Raw genomic sequence first — 21,545 nt, 5'->3', positions numbered from 1 at the left:
TTCTGTATTGCTCACTGTTGAAATTCAGTTCAGAAACCAGAGTGTATAAATAAATATGTCATTTTAGACAGATCTAAATCTCGGGCATTCCACGCGAGATGACTTATAAAATTCATTCATAGTTATTCTTAAATCATACCAATGTTAAATAAAACCATACGCTTTTTTCTCGAAAACAAATTAGTTGCAGTGTTACTGCTTCTGATTCTGGTAGGATGGGGACTGGTTACCACCCCATTTTCATGGAATCTGGATTTTCTTCCAAAAGATCCTGTTCCTGTTGATGCTATTCCTGATCTGGGGGAAAACCAGCAAATTGTTTATACCGAGTGGGCAGGACAATCACCACAAGATGTGGAAGACCAGATCACCTATCCATTAACTACACAATTACTTACAGTTCCCGGAGTAAAAACAATTCGAAGTACCTCAATGATCGGGATCTCCAGCATTTATGTGATCTTTGAGGAAGGAGTGGAATTTTACTGGAGTCGCTCCCGAATTCTTGAAAAACTGAATTCATTGGCTGCTGGGACACTTCCACAAAATGTACAACCGGCTTTAGGACCGGATGCTACCGCACTTGGACAGGTTTTTTGGTACACATTGGAAGGAAGGGATAAGGAAGGAAATCCTGCCGGGGGATGGGATCCACAAGAACTGAGAAGTATTCAGGATTTTTATATCGGATATGCACTTTCAGGAGCTCAAGGAGTGGCAGAAGTTTCACCGATCGGAGGTTTCGTAAAAGAATATCAGATCGATGTGAATCCAAATGCCCTTTTGAATTATGATATTTCTCTTTCTCAGGTTTTTGATGCGGTTCGCAAAACAAATGTGGATGTAGGGGCTCAGACTATTGAGATCAATAATGCCGAGTATCTGGTTCGTGGACTAGGATATATCGAAAATATTGAAGACATCGAAGAAACGGTATTAAAGGTGGCTGATAACGTTCCCGTCCGGATCAAAGATGTTGCTTTTGTAACCACAGGACCGGCTCAACGTCGCGGAGCGTTAGACAAAGCGGGTGCGGATGCAGTTGGTGCCGTGGTAGTGGCGCGACAGGGAGCAAATCCTCAACAAGTGATCGACAATATCAAAGAGAAGATCAACGAACTATCAACAGGTTTACCTTCCAAAACACTGGATGATGGCACGGTTTCTAAAGTCACGATTGTACCGTTTTATGATCGTTCAGAATTGATCGGGGAAACTTTAGGGACTTTGGAAGAAGCTTTATCTCTCGAAATTCTAATCACCATTATTGTAATTGTGGTGATGGTAATGAACTTAAGAACTTCATTTTTGATCTCAGCCATGTTACCTATTGCAGTACTGATGACATTCATTGCCATGAAGTATGCAAATGTTGATGCAAACATAGTGGCGCTTTCAGGAATAGCCATTGCCATAGGTACCATTGTGGATATGGGGGTAATTCTTTCGGAAAATATGCTCCGGCATATGGAGAACATGAAGGAAGGGGATTCACTTCTCGAGGTAATTTACACAGCCACGGTAGAAGTAGCTTCTGCAGTAATAACGGCGGTTTCAACAACTATTGTAAGTTTTCTGCCGGTATTTACCATGATTGCGGCCGAAGGTAAATTGTTCAAACCGTTGGCATACACCAAAACATTCGCGCTGATCGCTTCTATCATTGTTGCCATTACTTTGATTCCACCTTTTGCACACTGGGTGTTTTCCGTCAAGATCAGCAACAAGAAAATAAAGTTAGTTTGGAATAGCCTATTGGTCATTTCTGGATTAGTGATTCTATTTACAGGTCCGGTTTGGGCTGCCCTAGCATTGATAGGCTTTGGGCTTATAAATGGAGCATCAACTGTTCTTGATTCTGAGTATGAATCCAAAATTCCATTGCTCAATAATATTTTGAGTGTGGTTATTGTGACCTGGCTGTTAGCAAAGTACTGGTTGCCATTCGGCCCTTCAGTAGCATTGATCTGGAATCTGTTATTTGTTGTGTTGTTAATTGGGGTTATCCTGTTTTCATTTTGGTTAGTGATCAAATATTATGACAAGCTTATTGCCTGGTGTTTGGATCACAAGCTCGCATTTCTGTCTATACCGACCTTCTTCATTGTTCTGAGTATGATCATCTGGCTTGGATTTTCGAGTGTATTCGGTTTTGTTGACAAAGGATTCGATTCAATTGGTGTAGATGTCAAGAGCACGAAAGTTTGGACAGCAGCTTCACGTACATTTCCGGGTTTAGGCAAAGAATTTATGCCGGCGCTGGATGAAGGTGCATTTTTGTTAATGCCAACAACATTACCTCACGCGGGAATTGAAGAGTCAAAAGATGTGGTTCGAAAAATTGATATGGCGGTATCATCTATTCCGGAAATTGAAAAAGTGGTGGGAAAACTTGGACGTACAAACTCGGCATTAGATCCTGCACCCATTTCTATGTACGAAAATGTGATCCAGTACAAATCAGAATATAAAACAGATGAAAATGGACGCAGAATTAGATTTAAGATAAATGAAGCTGGTATTTTCGAGCGAAATGAAAGCGGAGAATTAATTCCTGATGAAGACGGTAAGTACTTTCGTCAGTGGAGAGATCATATTGAATCTCCTGACGATATTTGGGATGAAATCGTAGCAGTAACCAGAATTCCGGGAACGACCTCAGCTCCAAAACTCCAGCCTATTCAAACTAGATTGATAATGCTACAATCAGGTATGAGGGCGCCCATGGGAGTTAAAGTAAAAGGCTCTGATCTCGAAACTATTGAGGATTTTGGATTACAACTGGAAGAAGTTCTTCGAACTGTGCCGGGAGTAAAACCGCAGTCTGTATTTGCAGACCGAATCGTAGGTAAACCATATCTGGAAATTGATTGGAATCGAAAACAATTAGCGCGATACGGTCTTACTATTCAGGATGTACAGAATTTTGTCAAAGTAGGAATCGGAGGAATGCAGGTCTCTACTTCGGTGGAAGGCAGAGAGCGTTATCCGATCAGAGTGCGATACGCCAGAGAATTACGAAATGATCCACAGGCGATATCAAATATGTTGGTTCCAACCAAGTCCGGAGCACAGATTCCATTAGAGCAACTGGCAACAATTGAATATCGACAAGGGCCACAAGCTATAAAGAGCGAAGACACTTTTTTAATCGGCTATGTGATCTTCGATAAGCTGGACGGTATTGCAGAAGTGGATGTAGTTCGAAATGCTCAGAAATTGATATCTGAACGCATCGAAACCGGTTCACTTAAAGTTCCTGCAGGAATAAGTTTTGAGTTCGCCGGAAATTATGAAAATCAGGTTAGGGCCGAGAAACGATTAGGTATCATTTTACCGATTGCTCTCTTTGCAATCTTTCTGATCATGTATTTCCAATTTAAATCTGCAGCTACTACCGGAATGATCTTCACAAGTATTTTTGTAGCCTGGGCAGGAGGGTTTTTGATGATCTGGCTGTACGGACAAGGCTGGTTCCTGAATTTCGACTTGTTTGGTCAAAATCTAAGAGATCTATTTCAGATGGGTACGGTAAATTTAAGTGTGGCCGTTTGGGTAGGATTTATTGCCCTGTTTGGGATTGCATCAGATGGTGGAGTGGTGATGGCAACTTATCTGGATCAGCTTTTTGAAAAGCGAAAACCAGCCAATAAAGAAGAAATAAGATCAGCTGTAATTGAAGCAAGTTCACGAAGAATTCGACCGACACTGATGACTACGGCAACAACTATTCTGGCACTGATTCCCATTCTTACCTCAACTGGTCGCGGAGCCGATATTATGGTCCCTATGGCGATTCCAAGTGTTGGAGGGATGTTACTTCAGGTAATTACACTATTTGTAGTTCCTGTGTTGTACGCGATCTGGAAAGAATTTCAATTAAAAAGGGGTTTGAAATGAGACGATTATTTCAAAACAATTATTCAGCTTTAAGTAATGTATCATTCCGACGCAGAGCATCGGAACGAGCTAAAGAATACAGTTCTGACATCCCACAGATCAAATCGGGAACCGCCGATTCGATCAGCTCCCCTCAAGGCGAGAATTACGAACAGGTTAAGAAAGCAAATCTCCCTTCGAAGGGAAAAAAGATAAAGTCCCCTCTTGAGAGGGGATTCAGGGGTGTGTTTTATATGTTCATACTCCTGTTACTTTCTTCAACCCTCAAAGCCCAAAACCTGCAAATCTACCAGCAGGAGGCTGCAGAGAATAATCCGGAGCTCAAAGCTTCTTTCAACAGGTATTTATCAGAATTGGAAAGCAGACCTCAGGTTGGGTCATTACCTGATTCTGAAGTGGCATTTGCGTATTTCATCAGTCCTATTGAAACCAGAGTTGGACCGCAAAGAGCACGGATTTCCGTAACTCAAATGTTTCCGTGGTTTGGAAGTTTGTCTGAAAAGAGGTCGGTGTCTGAAGCGAATGCGAAAGCACAATTTGAACAATTTCAGGAGCAAAGGAATCGCATTTTCTATCAAATGGAAATGATCTGGAGTGATTTATTTGAATTGAAGCAACAGATTCGAATTGCAGAGGAGAATCTCAGCATTATAAAAACATTACTCGAAGTGAGTTTAAGCAGGTATGAAAATGGATTGACATCACAGGTTGATGTACTTCGGGCACAGATCGAACAAGAAGATCTTAAAACTCAAATTGAGCTGTTAAAGGATAATCGTGATTTGATGATCGAACGGTTTAATGAACTCAGAAATGTGGAAGAAAGCTCAGAAGTTGTTATTCCGGATAACCTAACGACATCAATGACAACAAAAGATAGGGATGAACTTAGATCAACCATCCGTGAGCAAAATCCAAACTTGAATAAACTCAGATACAGAGAAGAAGCATCAAAGGAAATGGTGTCTTTAGCTGATAGAGATGGAAAGCCTTCTTTCGGAATTGGTTTCGACTATATAGCTACCGGAGAGAGAAGTGATGTTGCAAACCTTCCGGATAATGGAAAAGATGCTTTTGTAGCCCGAGTCAGTTTTAAGATTCCACTTTTCAGAAATAAATATAACGCCAAAGTACAACAGGCAGAATTAAATCTGAATTCGGTTCAGCAGGATATAATCACATTAGAAAATAAGTTAGAGACAGATCTTTTAACTGCATTAAGAGACCGGAATGACGCGCAAAGAAGATTCAATTTATATGATACCAAGCAAATTCAAAGAGTTGAACAAGCCATTAACATAATGATGGAATCCTATTCTTCAGACGCATCTGATTTCGAAGAAATACTGAGATTGCAAAGAAAATTACTTGAGTATCAGCTAAAACGCATTCAGGCTTCTGCTGATCTCTACGTGGCGAACAGCTACATCAATTATCTATCAGGTGTGAATAACATCTCTGAAAATGAAATTAATTATTAAAACGAATTATCATGAATAATCTAAAAAAATACGGTCTTTATATAGCAATCGGAGTTGTTGGGATCATACTCGGCGGGCTTCTTTTTGGCGGGCATGGAACAGAAACTCACACGATAGAGCAATCAAGTCAGATGGGTGAAACGGATCAGCATGTAGCTGACAGCCACACGGATGACGAAGGCAATGTAATTTATTCTTGCAGTATGCACCCCAGTGTTCGACAAAATGAACCCGGTGATTGCCCTATCTGTGGAATGGAGCTTATTGAAGTACAAGACAATTCTACAGCAAGTGGAAATCCGAATGAATTAACCATGTCGCTTGCAGCTATGAAGTTGGCTGAAATTGAAACTTCTGTAGTACGCTCAGGAAATCCGGTATCAACGATCTATTTACCGGGAAAAATAATGGCTGATCAGAATAAGGTATCCAGTGTTACATCTCATTCAGCAGGTAGAGTTATAAAACTTTATGTGGATTATGTAGGCGCTTATGTAAAGGAAGGACAGAAAATTGCTTCGCTATATTCACCCGAACTTATTTCAGCACAGCAGGAATTTTTGCAAACTGTTGAATTCAAAGACCAAAACACTGTTCTCTATAAATCTGCAAAGAGAAAATTAGAGCTACTCGAATTGCCGGCTGAAACAATTGAAAATATTGAGAATAGCGGAGATATCATGACCGAGATTAATATCGTTTCTCAGGCAACGGGTTATGTTACCAAATTGAATATATCTAGACAAGAGCATGTAAATCGTGGTTCAGTTTTATTTGAAGTAGCAGATCTTTCCAGTGTTTGGGTGATGTTTGATGCATATGAATCTGATCTATCCTTAATAGAAGAAGGACAAAAGATTGTGTTCACTACGGCAACGTATCCAGGAGAAAAATTTGAAGGAACGGTGAGTTTTGTAGATCCATCAGTAAACAATATGAGCCGAACAGCGGATGTGAGAGTAAAGGCTAATAATCCTGATAAGAAATTAAAGCCGAACATGTTAGCCGAAGGAATATTGACAGCCAATATCTCAAGTCAGAGATCTTTATTGATTCCTAAATCAGCTGTGCTTTGGACAGGACCTCGTTCTATCGTTTTTGTACAGATACCAAATAAAGAAGAACCTACATTTATAGCTCGTGAAGTTACGTTGGGTAAAAGAGTGGGGGATCAGTACATCATTCTGGAAGGACTGGAAGCCGGAGAAGAAGTAGTAACGCATGGTAATTTCAAGTTGGATGGAGCTGCACAGCTTGCAGATAAATTAAGTATGATGAACAGAAATCCCGGAACTGGAGCTAATCGAACAGGTCATGAAGGTCATAACATGGGAGCAGAAGATTCCGGCGCGATGAAAATGGAGATGGGTTCACAATTAATGAATGAGGAATCCATGAAAACGGAAACGAAACCGGTTCCTGCAGAATTTAGATCTCAGTTAAATAATGTAGTTCAGGAATACTTGAAATTGAAAGACGGGTTGGTCATGTCAGATAAGTCAAAGGTTTTAGCTTCTGTGAACAAACTCGAGAATGAACTCAAAAATGTAGACATGACGCTGGTGAAAGGAGAACTGCATTCCAAATGGATGGATCATCTTGGAAAAATTGATTCATCTATTAAAGACCTGAAAAAATCTCAAAACATCGAAGCTCAAAGGGCTGCCTTTCTAACGCTTTCATCAACCATGATAGAAAGTGTTAAAACCTTTGGGTTACCGGGAATTATTTACCAGCAATTTTGTCCAATGACAGATGACGGTAAAGGAGGATTCTGGCTAAGTGAATCTGAAGAGATAGCTAATCCTTATTTCGGAGACCAAATGCACAATTGCGGCGAAACCATTTTAAAAATCGAATCATAAACTTAAAATAAAACTCAATGAAAACTTATTTGATTACACTACTGGCACTATTTCTGAGTACAGTAAATATTCAGGCACAGAAAGAAAAAGAACATGGACACGACGATCATTTATCAATATTAATAAGTGAATACATGGATTTTAAAAACGCTCTTGTAACAGATGACTTTGAAAAAGCTCAAAAACACATTTCAAATTTTTCTGAGGAAGTAAAATCCAATAATGAAATGAATGAGCACAAAGAGCATCAAAAAAAGCATGAAATGCACCATGCTAAAATGCTTGCTGCTGTAGAAGTTGCAACTGCTTCAAAAAACATAGAGGAACTTAGAAATTCATTAGAAGGAATTACTCTTGAGCTAGTGAAGGCAGTCGAAAATCAAGGCTATGATAAAAGTGCGCTTTATGTACAATTCTGCCCTATGGCAAATGATGGAAAGGGAGGGAAGTGGATGAGCGATAAAGAAAAAATTCAGAATCCTTATTTCGGACAAAAAATGCATAAATGTGGAGCAACGGTAAGAGAAATAAATGAATAATTAATTGTAAGTGAAATAACATCTAAAACACCATTATTATGGAAACCTCAGAGCACGAAAACGGAAGTTACCTTAAGTTCTTTATCATGATTGGTACATCAATGATTGCTATGTTTTTCTTGATGTATTTACACTCATATGAGCTTATAGATCATGCCTGGTTTAGTGAGACTCGTCTTTTTATGACTATGATTATGGGTGGCGCTATGATCATCATCATGCTTGCATTTATGCTGAATATGTATAGAAGTAAAACAGCAAACGTCAGCATTATGACCAGTGGTTTTTTGCTGATCATCCTTTCTATTTGGCTGGTACGTAGTCAAAGTACTGTTAGCGGAACTGACTATATGGAAGGCATGATTCCACATCATTCAATAGCTATACTAACCAGCGAGAGAGCTAATATTCAGGACACAAGAGTTCGTAAACTAGCCGATGAGATTATTAAAGCTCAGAAGCGCGAGATCAAAGAAATGGAATGGCTGATAGAAGACATTAAAAACAATGGTATTGCTGAAACCGAAGAAGAAGCTAATTCAAGGGCAGTACCTGATTTTGGGAGTTCTTCGGAATAAACTTTAAATGATTACCCAACAATAACGGATGATATATTAGAATTCAGGATATACAACTTATTCTTTGATCACAATACATTATCTAACATTGAAACATAATACTAAACTACTATGGAACTTATACCAGAATGGGCACCGAATATACACCCGATGATCGTACACTTCCCGATCGCGCTATTCATGTTGGCAATAATTATGGATGTCGCCGGATATTTTCTTCCGGATAGCTGGTGGGATGAAAAGAAGAACTTGATCCTATACGGAATTTCCGGAATCGCAGGAATAGGTACTTACTTCTCTGGAAAAGAAGCCGCAGATAGTGTGTTTATCGAAGCTGAAGCTCAAAATCTGTTAACTGAACATGCAGATTTTGCAGAATATACTGTATGGTTTATTGGACTGTATGCACTGCTGAGAATAGGAATATTTGTATGGGATAAATCTGATATAAAACCCGTTCGCGTAGGAATGACTTTACTATCATTTGCTGGAGCGGTGTTGCTGTTTCAGACAAGTGACAGAGGAGCACAAATGGTTTATCAATACGGAGTTGGCGTTCAGAAGGCTGAAATAGAAAATGCCACAAAGGATACACCTGTTTCAGATCATAATGAGACGGGTGAAGTATCAGGTGGAAGCAGTGCTGAGAGTGCCGGTACTTTTATAGAAACAGAAAATGGAAATTGGGAATGGGAAATTGAAGAGAATGCAGTTTCTGATTTAAAGAATAATTTTCATTGGTTGGAGGGAAGTTTAGAAGGGTTAAACGCCGAAGCAGTGAAAACTACCAGCGGAAGTTATGCTCTTTCTTTCAGTGGAAATGATCTGAATGGTTTTTTTACAAGTCATGAGTCATATAATAAAGTACAGGTAGATTACTATATAGACATCTCCGCTTTTGATGGGAATGTGATGCTGACAAATAACGTGATTGATGAATCAAATTTTGATTTTGTGTCCATTGCGTCGGATGGAACTGTTCAACAAGGTCGTATAGCAAATGGAGAGGAAGAGATATTCGAAGAAGGTACTACAGATGTCTCAAAATCTATGTTTGTACGTGTTGTTGGAAATGGTACACATTTTCGGGGATATGTGGACAAAGAAATGATCGTTCATGGTCATGGAGATGCGCCAAAAGCAGGAGGAGTTGGTTTAAAGGTTTCCGGGAGCGGAACGGTTGTATTGGAAAAAATGAGCTTGACTAAACTGTAAGCTCAAATCAACTGCCTTAACAACAGTTTTTGTCCTCTTGAATTGGAGGGCAGGGAATATCTCCATATGAACAAAAATAAAATCTCGTTATCTAAGGTTGGTGAATAAGATTTAGGTTATCAAACCATTGAGCCAACATCTGATGCCATAGAAGGGTACGAATAAACAAAACTTTTAAGCGAATTGGCTTTTATCTTATTTTTTATCGCAAGTGCAAAAAGGTTAATGGTTTCCTCTGAATGGGGGCCAATTAAATGAGCTCCTAAAATGTAGCCTTCGTCATTTAGTAACACTTTATATGCATAAGTTGATTCATTGATTCTCTTAGCGTTATACCAGTCTTTTGCAGAACCGGAATTTACATGATAAGATATCTCTTTATCCTGTAGTTCCTTTTCTGTAAAACCAACTGCCGATAGTGGAGGTAATGTAAATAAAGAGGAGGGCATTTCAGTATAGTCAGGTTTTTTTGAATTACCTCGTATAATATTTGATGCAACAGCATGTCCTTCCATTACCGCAACGGGCGTAAGATTCAATCCTTGAGTTGCTGCACAATCCCCTGCAGCATAAACAGATGAGTTACTTTTACTCTGTAGAAACTCATTTACTATAATTCCTTTTTTACCGTACTCAACATTCGCTTTTTCAAGATTAAGACCATCTAATTCTGGAACTCTTCCGGCAGCATTTACTACTATATCAGTTTGAATCGTTTGGGTTGAATTCTCTGATTTCGTTGTAACGATTAAATGGTTATTCGTTTTTTCAATGGCTACTACTTCAGATTTTAGCTTAAGGTCAATATTGAGTCCTTCTGTGGCTTTTACCAGATGATCTACCATGTCCTCATCAAAATTTTCTAAAGGTCTTTCACCTTTGTGCAGGATGGTTGCTTTGCTACCGGCTCTTGCCACAAGATGTGCAAATTCGAATGAAATATAACCGCCACCAATAAAAGTAACATGATTTGGTAGGCTATCTAAATTAAGAAAATCAGAACTATCTATACAAAGATCGTTACCCGGTATGTTTAATGTCCGTGCTTTTGCTCCGGTACTAATAACAATTTTATCGCTTTCTAAAATATCATCACCAATTTTGATGGAGTTGGGAGATTCAAAGCTTGCAGCACCATGAAACATAGTGACATCATTTTTTTGATACCCTTTCTCAACTCTTGGTGGCATGTTGGAAACGAAATCGTTTTTATATGCCATTAATTCATTCCAATTAATTTCCACTTTTCCGGAAATACCAATGTTTGACATTTTGTTGGCTCGATCGATGATTTCAGCAGCCCCAATCAAAATCTTTTTAGGGTCACAACCTCTTAATGCACAGGTTCCGCCATATGGCCTTGAATCTGTGACGGCAGTGTTTAAACCTTTTGCAGCACATTTATTAGCGATTGTCATTCCTGACATCCCGGAACCTATAACAATTAGATCAAATTTCATGTGTCTTCCGTATCAAGATTTTGATTTTTAATTCTTCTTAGACCAAACAGGAAAATTCCAATGCAAAGGAGTAAAATCGGAATCAAAACATAGTCCAAATAAGTTGTTAAAGCAGCTAACCCAAAAAAAGCGAATGCCCATACCAATAAAGGAGTAAAGCAACATAAAGCGGCTATTAGTGCTCCCCAAAGTCCGATGAGTGTAGTTTTATCTTTTTTAATGTCTTTATAATTCATAACTAACAACAGCTTTTATCTTGCTGTATCGGAGGACAGGGAACATCTCCATAAGAACAAAATACACAGCAGTCACCCTGTTTAGGTTTCAGAACCTCTTTACATTCAGGGCATTCCCAAAAGAACTGGCAGGAATCTGTTGGCATGGTTTCTTGGGATTCATTCCCACACTTAGGGCAAGTTATGGTTGATTCAGCAATGGTGGTTGTCATATAAACTTAATTGATTTTGGCACTTTCTGAAGCTATAAAACCTGTTTTGTTTATAGCTTCAATAATAGTTGGGACTGTTGTTTTCTCTTTATCAAATTTGACAACAGCATTTTGATTTTCATAAGAAGCAGAAGCTTCGAGTACACCTTTAACTCCATGAACAGCACTTAAGACTGCAGATTCACACCCCGCACAGGTCATACCTTCAATATTGAATGAAACAGTTTCAACCTGATCTTTCTGCACGTAGATAACTTTCTGATCCGGTTTCGAAGTAAAAATAGTCGAATAGTAAGGGAAGCTTATTAACAATGCGGCAACTACAGTTACTATTCCTAAAAAGCTTTTAGAATTCAGAAAAGATGGATTTTCTTCGCAAGCACAATCCGGATCCCAATTGGGTTTTAATTTTCGATACCATGCATAACCAAGCAATAATACGGTAAGCCCGATTATATAAGGTCTGAATGGTTCGATCCAGGAAAAAGTGGCTGCTGCTCCGCTTACACCGGCTACTAAAGCTACAACAGGAGTGATGCAGCATAGAGAAGCTAAAAATGCGGCAAAGATTCCCGCTCCGATCCACTTGGTCTCTGTTTGATTATCTTTTTGCTTACTCATGCTGCTAAAACCTTTAATAGTTGGTTGTTATTTATGTGTCCGAAAATTGGAGACAGAATTTTCTTAAAGACAGGATTGAGAGAATAAAAAATAACCTGCCCATCTCGGGTTGTATTGACTAAACCACCATCTTTTAATTTTCTAAGATGTTGAGATATAGCAGGTATACTCATATTCAGGATATCCCCGAGATCACAAGGGCATAATTTTTCCTCAGTATTTAACAGAAAAAGAATTTTAAGCCTAACGTCATTCGCTGCTAATTTTAGAATATCAGTTAATTTATAAATAGATGTATCTACCTGTTCTAAGGAATTTATACATCGGTTTATTTGATTGAGGTCAGCTACCTCTCTTATACAATCTTGTTTACTCATAATATGGGATTAGTTTATTCAATAGTATAATAAATTTATTATTTAAGCAAATACTTAAATATTGCTTACAACTTGATCTTGTTATCGTAAGTTTTCTCCCATTTCGTTCTCGCCTTCTAATGCTTCCAGAATTGGACAATCTCCTTTAGGACCGCTACCGGAACAGGAATCAATCAATTCAACGAGAGTAGTTTTAATTCTTTGCAAATCTTCGATTTTCTCAACAACATCTTTATACTTTTCTTCAGCTTCGGTTTTAACTTCCGAGCAGGTAGTATTTTCATCAGTTCTGAGCTCCAGTAATTCTTTGACCTCACTGAGAGTAAATCCAAGTTCCTGAGCTCTTTTTATAAATTTGACTTGATCAATATGGTGTTGAGTAAATATGCGGTACCCTGATCTACGGCGATCCGGTTTAGTGATGAGTTTTCGTTTTTCGTAGTAACGAAGTGTTTCTTTATTCACCCCGGCTTTGCGAGCTACTTCTCCGACTTTGTATGTGATCTTTTCTTTTGTATCCATAGTGTAATAAAACAAAAGACGGGAAATTAATCCCACCTATATAATTTAATCTATCTTGATCATTGTTTTTCCGCAACAGCAGGTTGGATTTTGAGTTCCACCACAACTTGGCGGTGCACTTTTAGTTACGGTTACTTCGCATCCACAACCTGAGTCGGGACATTGATAAACTTCTCCATTCTTAAACGGCATAATTGTTCTCCGGTTTATTCGTATTTCTATTCCGGAGGTAATATAAGCCCTGTACCTTAGTACGGAGTCAAGTGATTTTTACACTTCTTAATCTCAAAGCATTTCCAATCACGGAAACAGAACTGAAACTCATTGCCAATGCCGCGATCATAGGTGACAGTAAAATTCCGAAAACCGGGAATAAAACACCGGCAGCGATTGGCACGCCTACTGAATTATAGATCATCGCAAAGAACAGGTTTTGTTTGATGTTTTTGACAACTTCCGTGCTCAGATTTTTGGCTTTAACAATACCGTTCAGATCTCCTTTTACTAATGTGATCATAGCACTTTCCATAGCCACATCTGTTCCGGTTCCCATTGCAATTCCTATATCAGACTGAGCTAAAGCCGGAGCATCATTGGTTCCGTCGCCCGCCATGGCTACTTTCTTTCCTTCTTCCTGAAGGCGCTCGATCTCTTCCAGTTTATCCTGAGGCAGGCATTCCGCTTTATATGAAGATAAGTTCATTTCCTCAGCTACGGCTTTTGCTGTTTGCGGATTGTCACCCGTAAGCATTATTACTTCTATTCCTTTTTCCTGAAGAGCTTGAATGGCTTTTTTGCTGCTTTTCTTGATTGCATCAGCGATAACTACATATCCAACTATTGATCCATCTACAGCTAACCAGGAAATTGTCTTGGGATCACTGATCTCGCTGAGGGATTTCTCAATTTTGTCTTGTTCCGATGTATCAGAATCACTGAACATTTTTCTGTTACCGAGTTTGATGGTTTTTCCATCGATGGTTCCCTCTACTCCTTGTCCGGTTATGGATTCGAAATCAGATACTTTTAGAAACTCGATCTCTTTAGACTTTCCGTATTTAACGGTGGCTTCAGCTAGCGGATGTTCACTTTCGTTGTTTAATGAGCTTACAAATTGGATGATCTGCTCCTCGGAATAATCATCATCCACAGAAACCATTTTCTCCACGGATGGTTTACCTTCAGTGATGGTTCCGGTTTTGTCGATAATAAGCACGTCCATTTCGTTCATTCGCTCAAGCGCCTCTGCATTTTTGATGAGCACTCCGTTTTGAGCGCCTTTTCCAACACCAACCATTACAGACATCGGTGTAGCCAATCCAAGGGCGCACGGACAAGCAATGATCAGCACAGCAATAGCATTGATCAGGGCGTACACATGTGCAGGTTCAGGACCGAATAATGCCCAAACTCCATACGTGATTATGGCTATTAAAACGACAGCAGGTACAAAGTATCCTGAGATCTTATCCGCAAGATTTTGGATCGGCGCTTTACTTCGGCTGGCTTTATTTACCATATCCACGATCTGAGAAAGGAGTGTTTCGTCACCTACTTTCTCTGCTTTCATGATGAAAGAGCTGTTTCCGTTAATGGTACCTGAACTCACTGAATCGTCTGTCGATTTTTCTACAGGAACAGGCTCGCCGGTGATCATAGATTCATCGATAGAAGTTTGTCCTTCAATGATGCTCCCATCCACCGGAATTTTTTCTCCCGGTTTTACTTTCAGATGATCACCAACTTCAATTTCATCAATATGAATCTCTTCTTCTTTCCCATCTTTGACCCTGATAGCCGTGTTTGGAGCGAGTTTCATCAACTCTTTTACGGCATTATTAGTTTGAGAATGAGCCCGAGCTTCTAATACTTGTCCAAGTAAAACCAGCGTTAAGATTACAGTAGCGGATTCGAAATACAGATGAACAGTTCCTGCATCGGTCTTAAACTGCTCCGGAAAGAAATCTGGAAATATCAAAGCAAACACACTGAACAGCCATGCGATTCCTGCACCGATTCCGATCAGTGTAAACATATTTAAATTCCATGTTTTGATGGAGCGCCAAGCCCGCTCAAAGAACATCCATGTGGCATAGAAAACTACAGGTAAAGAAAGCCCGAATTGAATCCAGTTCCAGATCTGTACATCCATCATTTCATACAATGGATTTTCAGAGATCATTTCTGACATCGCAATGATAAAAATAGGAAGGGTAAAAGCTACTGCGACCCAGAATTTCTTAAGTAATTCTTTGTACTTTTTTTGTTCCGCTGATTCATCGGCTTCTTTTGGAACCAGATCCATGCCACATTTTGGACAAGAACCGGGACCTTTTTGTTCAACTTCAGGATGCATAGGGCAAGTATAAATATCAGAAGAAGAGCCCGAACTCATATTTTGCTCTTCAACCAGATCCATACCACAAACAGGACAATCTCCGGGTTCATCGTAGGTTTTGTCACCTTCGCAATGCATGGGGCAGTAAAACACACCGTTTCCGTTCTGCTTCTTTTTCTTTTCTTTCTTAGGATGCTCATGATGAGAATGATCGCCGGGTAGTTGGACCGAATAATTTCCTGAAAGATCGTTTAATGCTTCCTGAAGTGTTTCCAATTCTACATGTTCAGACATCTGAATTTCTGCAGTTCCTTCTTCAAGTGATACTGAGACGTTTTGAACATTCTTAATTTTAGAAAGTGCTTCGGTTACATGGCTTTTACAACCATTGCAACTCATTCCGTTAATTTGATAAGTGTGTTTCATGATCTGGTGATTTGTTCGTTGCTAATATGAGACAAATCAATCAGAATCTACTTACAGAATTTATGAATTAATGTGTAGGATTTTGATCACTGATTGCGCTGATTTGATCACTGATTTCATTGATTTGTTCGCTCATAGGTGGGTAATCTGTTATCTCAGGACTGAAGTCCTTTCTTGCTTATGCTCGAGGAATAATCTCGTACATAAGCAAGAATGGGTTTTAACCCTTTATATCAAAGTAAAAAGCAGGGAATTAATTCGCTTCAATCGTAAATGCTTTCAGGAATAAAAAGAGATTTTTAACATACAACGCCGTTCACGGCTTGTGAAGGCAGGAGATATTAATAATTCAAACCTCATCCAAAGGCTTTCTCTTTGAGGAAATAAGTTTCCTGAATTCGGTGGGAGTGAGACCTGTTTCGCTTTTAAACTGATTGGACAAATATTGAGTACTGCTGTATCCCAATTCATGAGCAATTTCACTCACTGTTTTCTCACCATAAATAAGTAATTCCTTCACTCGCTCTATACGTTGTTGAATGGAATATTTCTCAATGGTTCTGCCTTCATTTTTTGAGAAGAGTGAACTTAAACTGGAATAACTTTTACCGATCTCTTTTTCCAGATAATCAGTGAGATTATGGAATGATTCTCCGGTTGTGTGATGATGTATATGATTGATCACGGAAATTTTAATTCTGGAAATAAGTTGAGAAGTGGCGTCATCGATCAACTCAAAACCTTCTTCTTCCAATACTTTTGCAAGCGTTGTATTATCGATTTCTACCGGACAATCAAACAGAACTTTACCCAGTTCAATATGCTGAACAGGCAAGTTTTGTTCTTCCAGTTTTTGCCGAACCACTTTTATACAGCGGTCGCACACCATGTTCTTTATTCGGATCTCAGAAATAGCACTCACAGGCGTAATTGTTTTAATTCTGCTAAATGTAACCAAATTCTAAGGAATAGAATTCAACCGATTTTGCCTGCTCATCATTAATAAAAGTGTTATCTTTAAATCTGAGTTTTGCTTTAAAAAAATCTTTAGAGTATATGCAAGGTCATTCCACGGCGTAGGCCTGGAATCTGGATTCTTTGATATATTTCTAATGAGTTTCAAACCAAGATTTAGATTCCTGCCTCCGCAGGAATGACTAATCGGTAAGGTTATACGATATTTTAATAGAACTCAGTTTATAAGAACGTTTAAAACTAGATGAGACTATGAGCGATTTCAGAATTGAAAAAGATTCTATGGGAGAAGTTAAAGTGCCAAAAGACGCGCTTTACGGAGCCCAAACCCAACGTGCACACGATAATTTTCCAATAAGCGGTATTCGTTTCAGCCGTGAATTTATTCAGGCATTGGGATATGTAAAGAAATCGGCAGCACTTGCTAATTCAGGATTGGATCTTTTAGATAAGGATATTGCAAATGCAATTTCTGAAGCAGCTCAGGAAGTAATTGACGGAAAACACGATAAAGAGTTTGTGATCGATATTTTTCAGACCGGTTCCGGAACATCATCAAATATGAATGCCAATGAGATGATCTCTCGCCGCGCAAACGAGTTGAGTGAAGACCTTGGAATTCATCCGAACGACCATGTGAATTTTGGTCAAAGTTCTAATGATGTGATTCCTACTGCTATCAGAATATCCGCTGTTCTTGCAGTTAAAAATAATCTGATTCCTGCACTTGAGCATCTGCGTGATACGTTCATCAGCAAAGGAAAAGAATATGCTGATGTAGTAAAAACAGGGCGAACACACTTGATGGATGCTATGCCTGTAACTATTGAACAGGAATTTGGTGGATATGCACGTCAGGTCGATCTGGGAATAGATCGCGTTAAATCAGCACTCGTCAGAATGACGGAGTTGCCACAAGGCGGAACTGCTGTAGGAACCGGAATTAACACACATGCTGATTTCGGTAAGAATTTTGCAGCAAAAGTTTCAGAACTTACAGGAATCGATTTCAAAGAAGCTGAAAACCATTTTGAAGCTCAGGCGACAGTTGACGCACCGGTAGAACTTTCAGGACAGTTAAAAACAATTGCTGTTGGATTGATGAAGATCGGCAATGATCTGCGTTGGATGAATTCAGGACCAAACGGTGGATTAGGAGAAGTTCAATTAGCGGCTCTTCAGCCGGGATCTTCCATAATGCCGGGTAAAGTAAATCCGGTGATCGAAGAATCTTTGACAATGGTATGTGCTCAGGTTATCGGAAACGACAGTACTATTACAGTTGCAGGACAAGCAGGGAACTTTGAGCTGAATGTTATGCTTCCTGTGGTAGCGCATAATTTACTTCAGTCTGTTGAAATACTTGGAAATGCCGCAAGAAATCTGGCTGACCGTTCTGTTTCAAGACTGGAAGTGCGCAAAGATGTTATTGCTGATATGGTTGGAAGGAATCCGATCTTAGTGACGGCGTTAAACCCGATCATTGGTTATGACCTTGCAGCTAAGATCGCTAAAAAAGCGTTTGCCGAAAGCAGACCTTTGAAAGATGTAGCAAAAGAAATGACAGATCTGTCTGATGAGGAACTGGATAACGCTCTGGACCCCATCAAGATGACGAAAGGTGGATTTACAGAGTAAATCACACCAAAACAGTGTTTATTGGATTAGTGTTAATCAGGCATTAAATAATGTTCTGTTTTTGTAAGAAAAGCGCTTTTCCCGTATTATTGATGCCCCCGATTCGGGCTCTATTCTATTTATTTTGAACGATATAATTTTTGAAGATGGCAGAAACAAAGACGAAGAAAAAGAAGTCAACTTTTAGCGCGGCTAAAAAGAAGGAAATTCTTTCTGATTATAAGCTGGGCTGGTTGAGCCGACATATGTCTTTGATCGGCAGGAAAGAAGTACTTACCGGAAAAGCGAAGTTTGGTATTTTCGGTGATGGTAAAGAAATGCCGCAGATAGCCATGTCAAAAGTGTTCAAAAATGGTGATTTCAGATCCGGCTATTATCGTGATCAAACTTTTATGCTTGCCATAGAAGGAGTTACTCCGGTTCAGTTTTTCGCTCAGCTGTATGCTACTCCGGATACAGATTTGGAGCCAAGTTCAGGTGGTCGCCAAATGAACGCTCACTTTGCAACACGATTGCTGAATGAAGACGGGACGTGGAAAGATCAGACTAAAATGAAGAATACTTCCGCGGATATGTCTCCGACTGCGGGTCAAATGTCCAGATTGCTGGGATTGGCTCAGGCTTCCAAAGTGTACAGAAACGAAAAAGCGCTGAAAGGAAAAGAGTGGAAGAAATTTTCAAACAAAGGAAATGAAATTGCATTCGGTACTATCGGTGACGCAAGTACATCTGAAGGTGTATTCTGGGAAACCATCAATGCAGCTGGAGTTTTACAGGTACCGATGATAATGTCGGTTTGGGATGATGGCTGGGGAATTTCAGTTTCCAAGAAATATCAGACTACAAAAGAAAGTATTTCTGAAGTGTTAAGTGGTTTCCAAAGGACAAAAGATCAGGCGGGCTACGAAATCCTTACTGCAAAAGCATGGGATTATCCGGGACTGATGGAAACCTATGAAAAGGCAGAGAAGATCGCACGTGAAGAGCATGTTCCTGTTCTGGTTCATGTTCATGAAGTTACACAGCCACAGGGACATTCCACTTCGGGTTCGCATGAGCGCTACAAAGATGAAGAGCGTTTGAAGTTTGAGGAAGAATTTTGCTGTCTTCAGAAAACAAAAGACTGGATCTTAGATAATAAGATCGCCACTAAAAAGAAATTAGAAGAGCTGGAAGAAGAAGCTTCCAAAGAAGCTACAGAAGCCAAAAAAGAAGCGTGGGATAATTACATCTCTCCAATCAAGGAAGACAAAAAGCAGATGTTGGAATGGCTGGCAGCTCTGAAAGATGAATCCGGTGCGGAAGCAATCGATGATCTCATTAAGAGATTGAAAATGGTTCAGAATCCATTCAGAAAAGATGTGCTTTCTGCAGGTCGTAAAGCATTATATGCAACAGCCGGAAAATCGAGCTCTACCAGAGATTCGATCAAGAGCTGGGTAAACGAAAGTGCCGAAGCAAATAAAGAGCGATTTAATTCTCACTTACTCAGTGAGACAGAATTTTCTCCGCTTAAGATCGAGGAGATCAAGCCGAAGTATTCAGATGATTCGAAAAAAGTTGATGGTAGGGTTGTGATCAGAGATAATTTCGATAAGATCTTTGACAAATATCCGAATACATTGGTATTCGGTGAGGATGCCGGAAAGCTAGGTGATGTAAACAAAGGTCTGGAAGGTATGCAGGATAAGTACGGTGAAATTCGTGTTTCTGATACCGGAATTCGTGAAGCCACTATTCTTGGACAAGGAATCGGGATGTCGCTACGTGGACTTCGTCCGATTGCAGATATCCAATATTTGGATTATGTGCTGTACTGTTTTCAGGGAATGAGTGATGATCTTGCTTCTCTGAGATACAGAACCAAAGGCGGTCAGGCTGCTCCGTTAATTGTAAGAACCCGTGGACATCGATTGGAAGGAATCTGGCACTCAGGTTCTCCGATGGGCGTTTTGATCAATGGATTACGAGGTGTTCATATTTGTGTGCCAAGGAATTTAACCGCAGCTGCCGGATTCTATAACACACTGATTCAGGGGGATGATCCCGCGATGGTGATCGAGCCGTTGAACGGATACCGATTAAAAGAAAAACTTCCTGAGAACCTGGGAGAATTCACTACGCCGCTCGGAATTCCTGAGATCGTAAAAGAAGGCGATGATATTACCATCGTTTCTTACGGTTCTACTTTCAATATCATTGAAGGAATGACTTCTCAGTTCGATGAAGCCGGAATTTCTGTTGAGTTGATTGACGTAAGAACGCTGCTTCCGTTCGATAGAAACCATATGATCGTGGAGTCGCTGAAAAAGACGAACCGATTATTAGTTGTGGATGAAGATGTTCCCGGTGGAGCAGCAGCTTATATTATGGCACATATTGTTGAAGAGCAGGGCGGATATCGCTATTTGGATTCCAGACCTCGATGTTTAACGGCTCAGCCACATCGTCCGGCTTATGCCACGGATGGAGATTACTTCAGTAAGCCAAATGCTGAAGACATCTTTGAAGCGGTGTACGGAATTATGCAGGAATGTGAAAAAGATCGTTTTCCGGAAATCTATTAAAGTATAAGAACACAAATGTCTGAAAATTTCTCTCTTCCGGAACAATCCAAAATTCTGCAACAGGTAAGTGCTAAATCGGCATTTCGAATCATCGTGGGAGTGAGTTTGGCTGCACTGTTATTCTTAGTATGGCTGATCTATTGGAAAGAGGGCGCAGAAACTTCCTATTCCTGGGTTCCTTATTTACCGGCGCTGAATGCAGCATTCAATTCATTGAGTACTGTTTTTCTTTTATTGGGTTTGAATGAGATCCGAAAGCGAAATTTCAGCAGACACATGAAATTCATGACTTCTGCTTTTATCGCTTCTGCACTTTTCTTAACCAGTTATGTGATCTACCATCACTTTCAGGGAGACACGAAGTTCATGACGGAAGGTATTATCCGCTATGTGTATTTCTTTATTCTGATCACTCACATAGCACTTTCCGTTTTTGTAGTTCCGTTAGTTCTCTCCAGTTTTTATTTAGCCCTCACCGGAAAATTCCAGAAACACCGCAAAGTTTCCAAGTGGACATTCCCCATCTGGCTGTATGTGTCCATTACCGGTGTAGTGATCTTTTTTATGCTGAAGTTTATTGGCTAAAATAAAAAAA

At 39.7% G+C, this 21,545-nt stretch carries 18 protein-coding genes; 9 read left to right on the top strand and 9 right to left on the bottom strand.

The annotated features are described in order from the left end of the window. Window positions 1-141 precede the first annotated feature (141 nt). From A8B79_RS15645 to A8B79_RS15620, 6 genes are all read left to right on the top strand, one after another. Entirely contained in the window at window positions 142-3,900 is a 3,759-nt protein-coding gene (locus tag A8B79_RS15645) for an efflux RND transporter permease subunit (protein ID WP_066224662.1), read from the top strand. Next, complete coding sequence (locus tag A8B79_RS15640; protein WP_235603774.1) at window positions 3,897-5,381, top strand: TolC family protein; 1,485 nt, start codon at window positions 3,897-3,899, stop codon at window positions 5,379-5,381. Before A8B79_RS15645 ends, A8B79_RS15640 begins: the two co-directional genes overlap by 4 nt. A gap of 11 nt (window positions 5,382-5,392) precedes the next feature. Continuing rightward, window positions 5,393-7,246: an efflux RND transporter periplasmic adaptor subunit gene (locus A8B79_RS15635; protein ID WP_066224659.1), complete on the top strand. Its 1,854-nt coding sequence runs from the start codon at window positions 5,393-5,395 to the stop codon at window positions 7,244-7,246. A gap of 17 nt (window positions 7,247-7,263) precedes the next feature. Further along, the gene (locus A8B79_RS15630) at window positions 7,264-7,785 is read left to right on the top strand and encodes a DUF3347 domain-containing protein (protein ID WP_066224655.1); all 522 of its coding nucleotides are present in this window, start codon (window positions 7,264-7,266) and stop codon (window positions 7,783-7,785) included. A 38-nt stretch (window positions 7,786-7,823) separates the two neighbouring features. Next, window positions 7,824-8,363: a DUF305 domain-containing protein gene (locus A8B79_RS15625; protein WP_066224652.1), complete on the top strand. Its 540-nt coding sequence runs from the start codon at window positions 7,824-7,826 to the stop codon at window positions 8,361-8,363. 111 nt (window positions 8,364-8,474) lie between these two features. Next, window positions 8,475-9,578, top strand: coding sequence for a DUF2231 domain-containing protein (locus tag A8B79_RS15620; RefSeq protein WP_066224649.1), 1,104 nt, complete (start codon window positions 8,475-8,477; stop codon window positions 9,576-9,578). Between the two features lie 119 nt (window positions 9,579-9,697). Here the strand turns inward: A8B79_RS15620 and A8B79_RS15615 are convergent, their stop codons facing one another. The 9 genes from A8B79_RS15615 to A8B79_RS15585 form a co-directional block, all read right to left on the bottom strand. Continuing rightward, on the bottom strand, window positions 9,698-11,038 hold the full coding sequence (locus A8B79_RS15615) for a dihydrolipoyl dehydrogenase family protein (protein WP_066224646.1): 1,341 nt from the start codon (window positions 11,036-11,038) through the stop codon (window positions 9,698-9,700). Continuing rightward, complete coding sequence (gene merF, locus A8B79_RS15610; protein ID WP_201118681.1) at window positions 11,035-11,274, bottom strand: mercury resistance system transport protein MerF; 240 nt, start codon at window positions 11,272-11,274, stop codon at window positions 11,035-11,037. Before merF ends, A8B79_RS15615 begins: the two co-directional genes overlap by 4 nt. Before the next feature lie 2 nt (window positions 11,275-11,276). Continuing rightward, window positions 11,277-11,486, bottom strand: coding sequence for a GDCCVxC domain-containing (seleno)protein (locus A8B79_RS16360; protein WP_076782629.1), 210 nt, complete (start codon window positions 11,484-11,486; stop codon window positions 11,277-11,279). A 6-nt stretch (window positions 11,487-11,492) separates the two neighbouring features. Beyond that, a complete protein-coding gene (gene merTP, locus A8B79_RS15605) occupies window positions 11,493-12,107 on the bottom strand; it encodes a mercuric transport protein MerTP (protein ID WP_066224643.1) in 615 nt (204 codons plus the stop codon). Then, window positions 12,104-12,484: an ArsR/SmtB family transcription factor gene (locus A8B79_RS15600; protein ID WP_066224640.1), complete on the bottom strand. Its 381-nt coding sequence runs from the start codon at window positions 12,482-12,484 to the stop codon at window positions 12,104-12,106. The genes merTP and A8B79_RS15600 overlap by 4 nt, the downstream gene beginning before the upstream one ends. Window positions 12,485-12,565: 81 nt before the next feature. Next, window positions 12,566-13,006, bottom strand: a complete 441-nt coding sequence (locus A8B79_RS15595; protein WP_066224636.1) for a MerR family transcriptional regulator — start codon at window positions 13,004-13,006, stop codon at window positions 12,566-12,568. Window positions 13,007-13,051: 45 nt separating this feature from the next. After that, the gene (locus A8B79_RS16250) at window positions 13,052-13,198 is read right to left on the bottom strand and encodes a hypothetical protein (RefSeq protein WP_201118665.1); all 147 of its coding nucleotides are present in this window, start codon (window positions 13,196-13,198) and stop codon (window positions 13,052-13,054) included. A 67-nt stretch (window positions 13,199-13,265) separates the two neighbouring features. Then, on the bottom strand, window positions 13,266-15,770 hold the full coding sequence (locus tag A8B79_RS15590; RefSeq protein WP_066224633.1) for a heavy metal translocating P-type ATPase: 2,505 nt from the start codon (window positions 15,768-15,770) through the stop codon (window positions 13,266-13,268). A gap of 349 nt (window positions 15,771-16,119) precedes the next feature. Beyond that, window positions 16,120-16,692: a helix-turn-helix domain-containing protein gene (locus tag A8B79_RS15585; RefSeq protein ID WP_201118662.1), complete on the bottom strand. Its 573-nt coding sequence runs from the start codon at window positions 16,690-16,692 to the stop codon at window positions 16,120-16,122. A 305-nt stretch (window positions 16,693-16,997) separates the two neighbouring features. Between A8B79_RS15585 and A8B79_RS15580 the strand changes: the two genes are divergently transcribed. The 3 genes from A8B79_RS15580 to A8B79_RS15570 all read left to right on the top strand — a co-directional run bounded on the left by A8B79_RS15580 (window position 16,998) and on the right by A8B79_RS15570 (window position 21,535). Further along, a complete protein-coding gene (locus tag A8B79_RS15580) occupies window positions 16,998-18,383 on the top strand; it encodes a class II fumarate hydratase (RefSeq protein ID WP_066224630.1) in 1,386 nt (461 codons plus the stop codon). 146 nt (window positions 18,384-18,529) lie between these two features. Continuing rightward, the gene (locus A8B79_RS15575; RefSeq protein ID WP_066224624.1) at window positions 18,530-20,950 is read left to right on the top strand and encodes an alpha-ketoacid dehydrogenase subunit alpha/beta; all 2,421 of its coding nucleotides are present in this window, start codon (window positions 18,530-18,532) and stop codon (window positions 20,948-20,950) included. Window positions 20,951-20,965: 15 nt separating this feature from the next. After that, entirely contained in the window at window positions 20,966-21,535 is a 570-nt protein-coding gene (locus A8B79_RS15570; RefSeq protein ID WP_066224621.1) for a DUF420 domain-containing protein, read from the top strand. Window positions 21,536-21,545: the final 10 nt, after the last annotated feature.

This window comes from Balneola sp. EhC07 (genome assembly GCF_001650905.1).
GTDB lineage: Bacteria > Bacteroidota > Rhodothermia > Balneolales > Balneolaceae > Balneola.
Note: the sequence above shows the minus strand (reverse complement) of the source record. Positions and strands in the feature narration are given on the sequence as shown.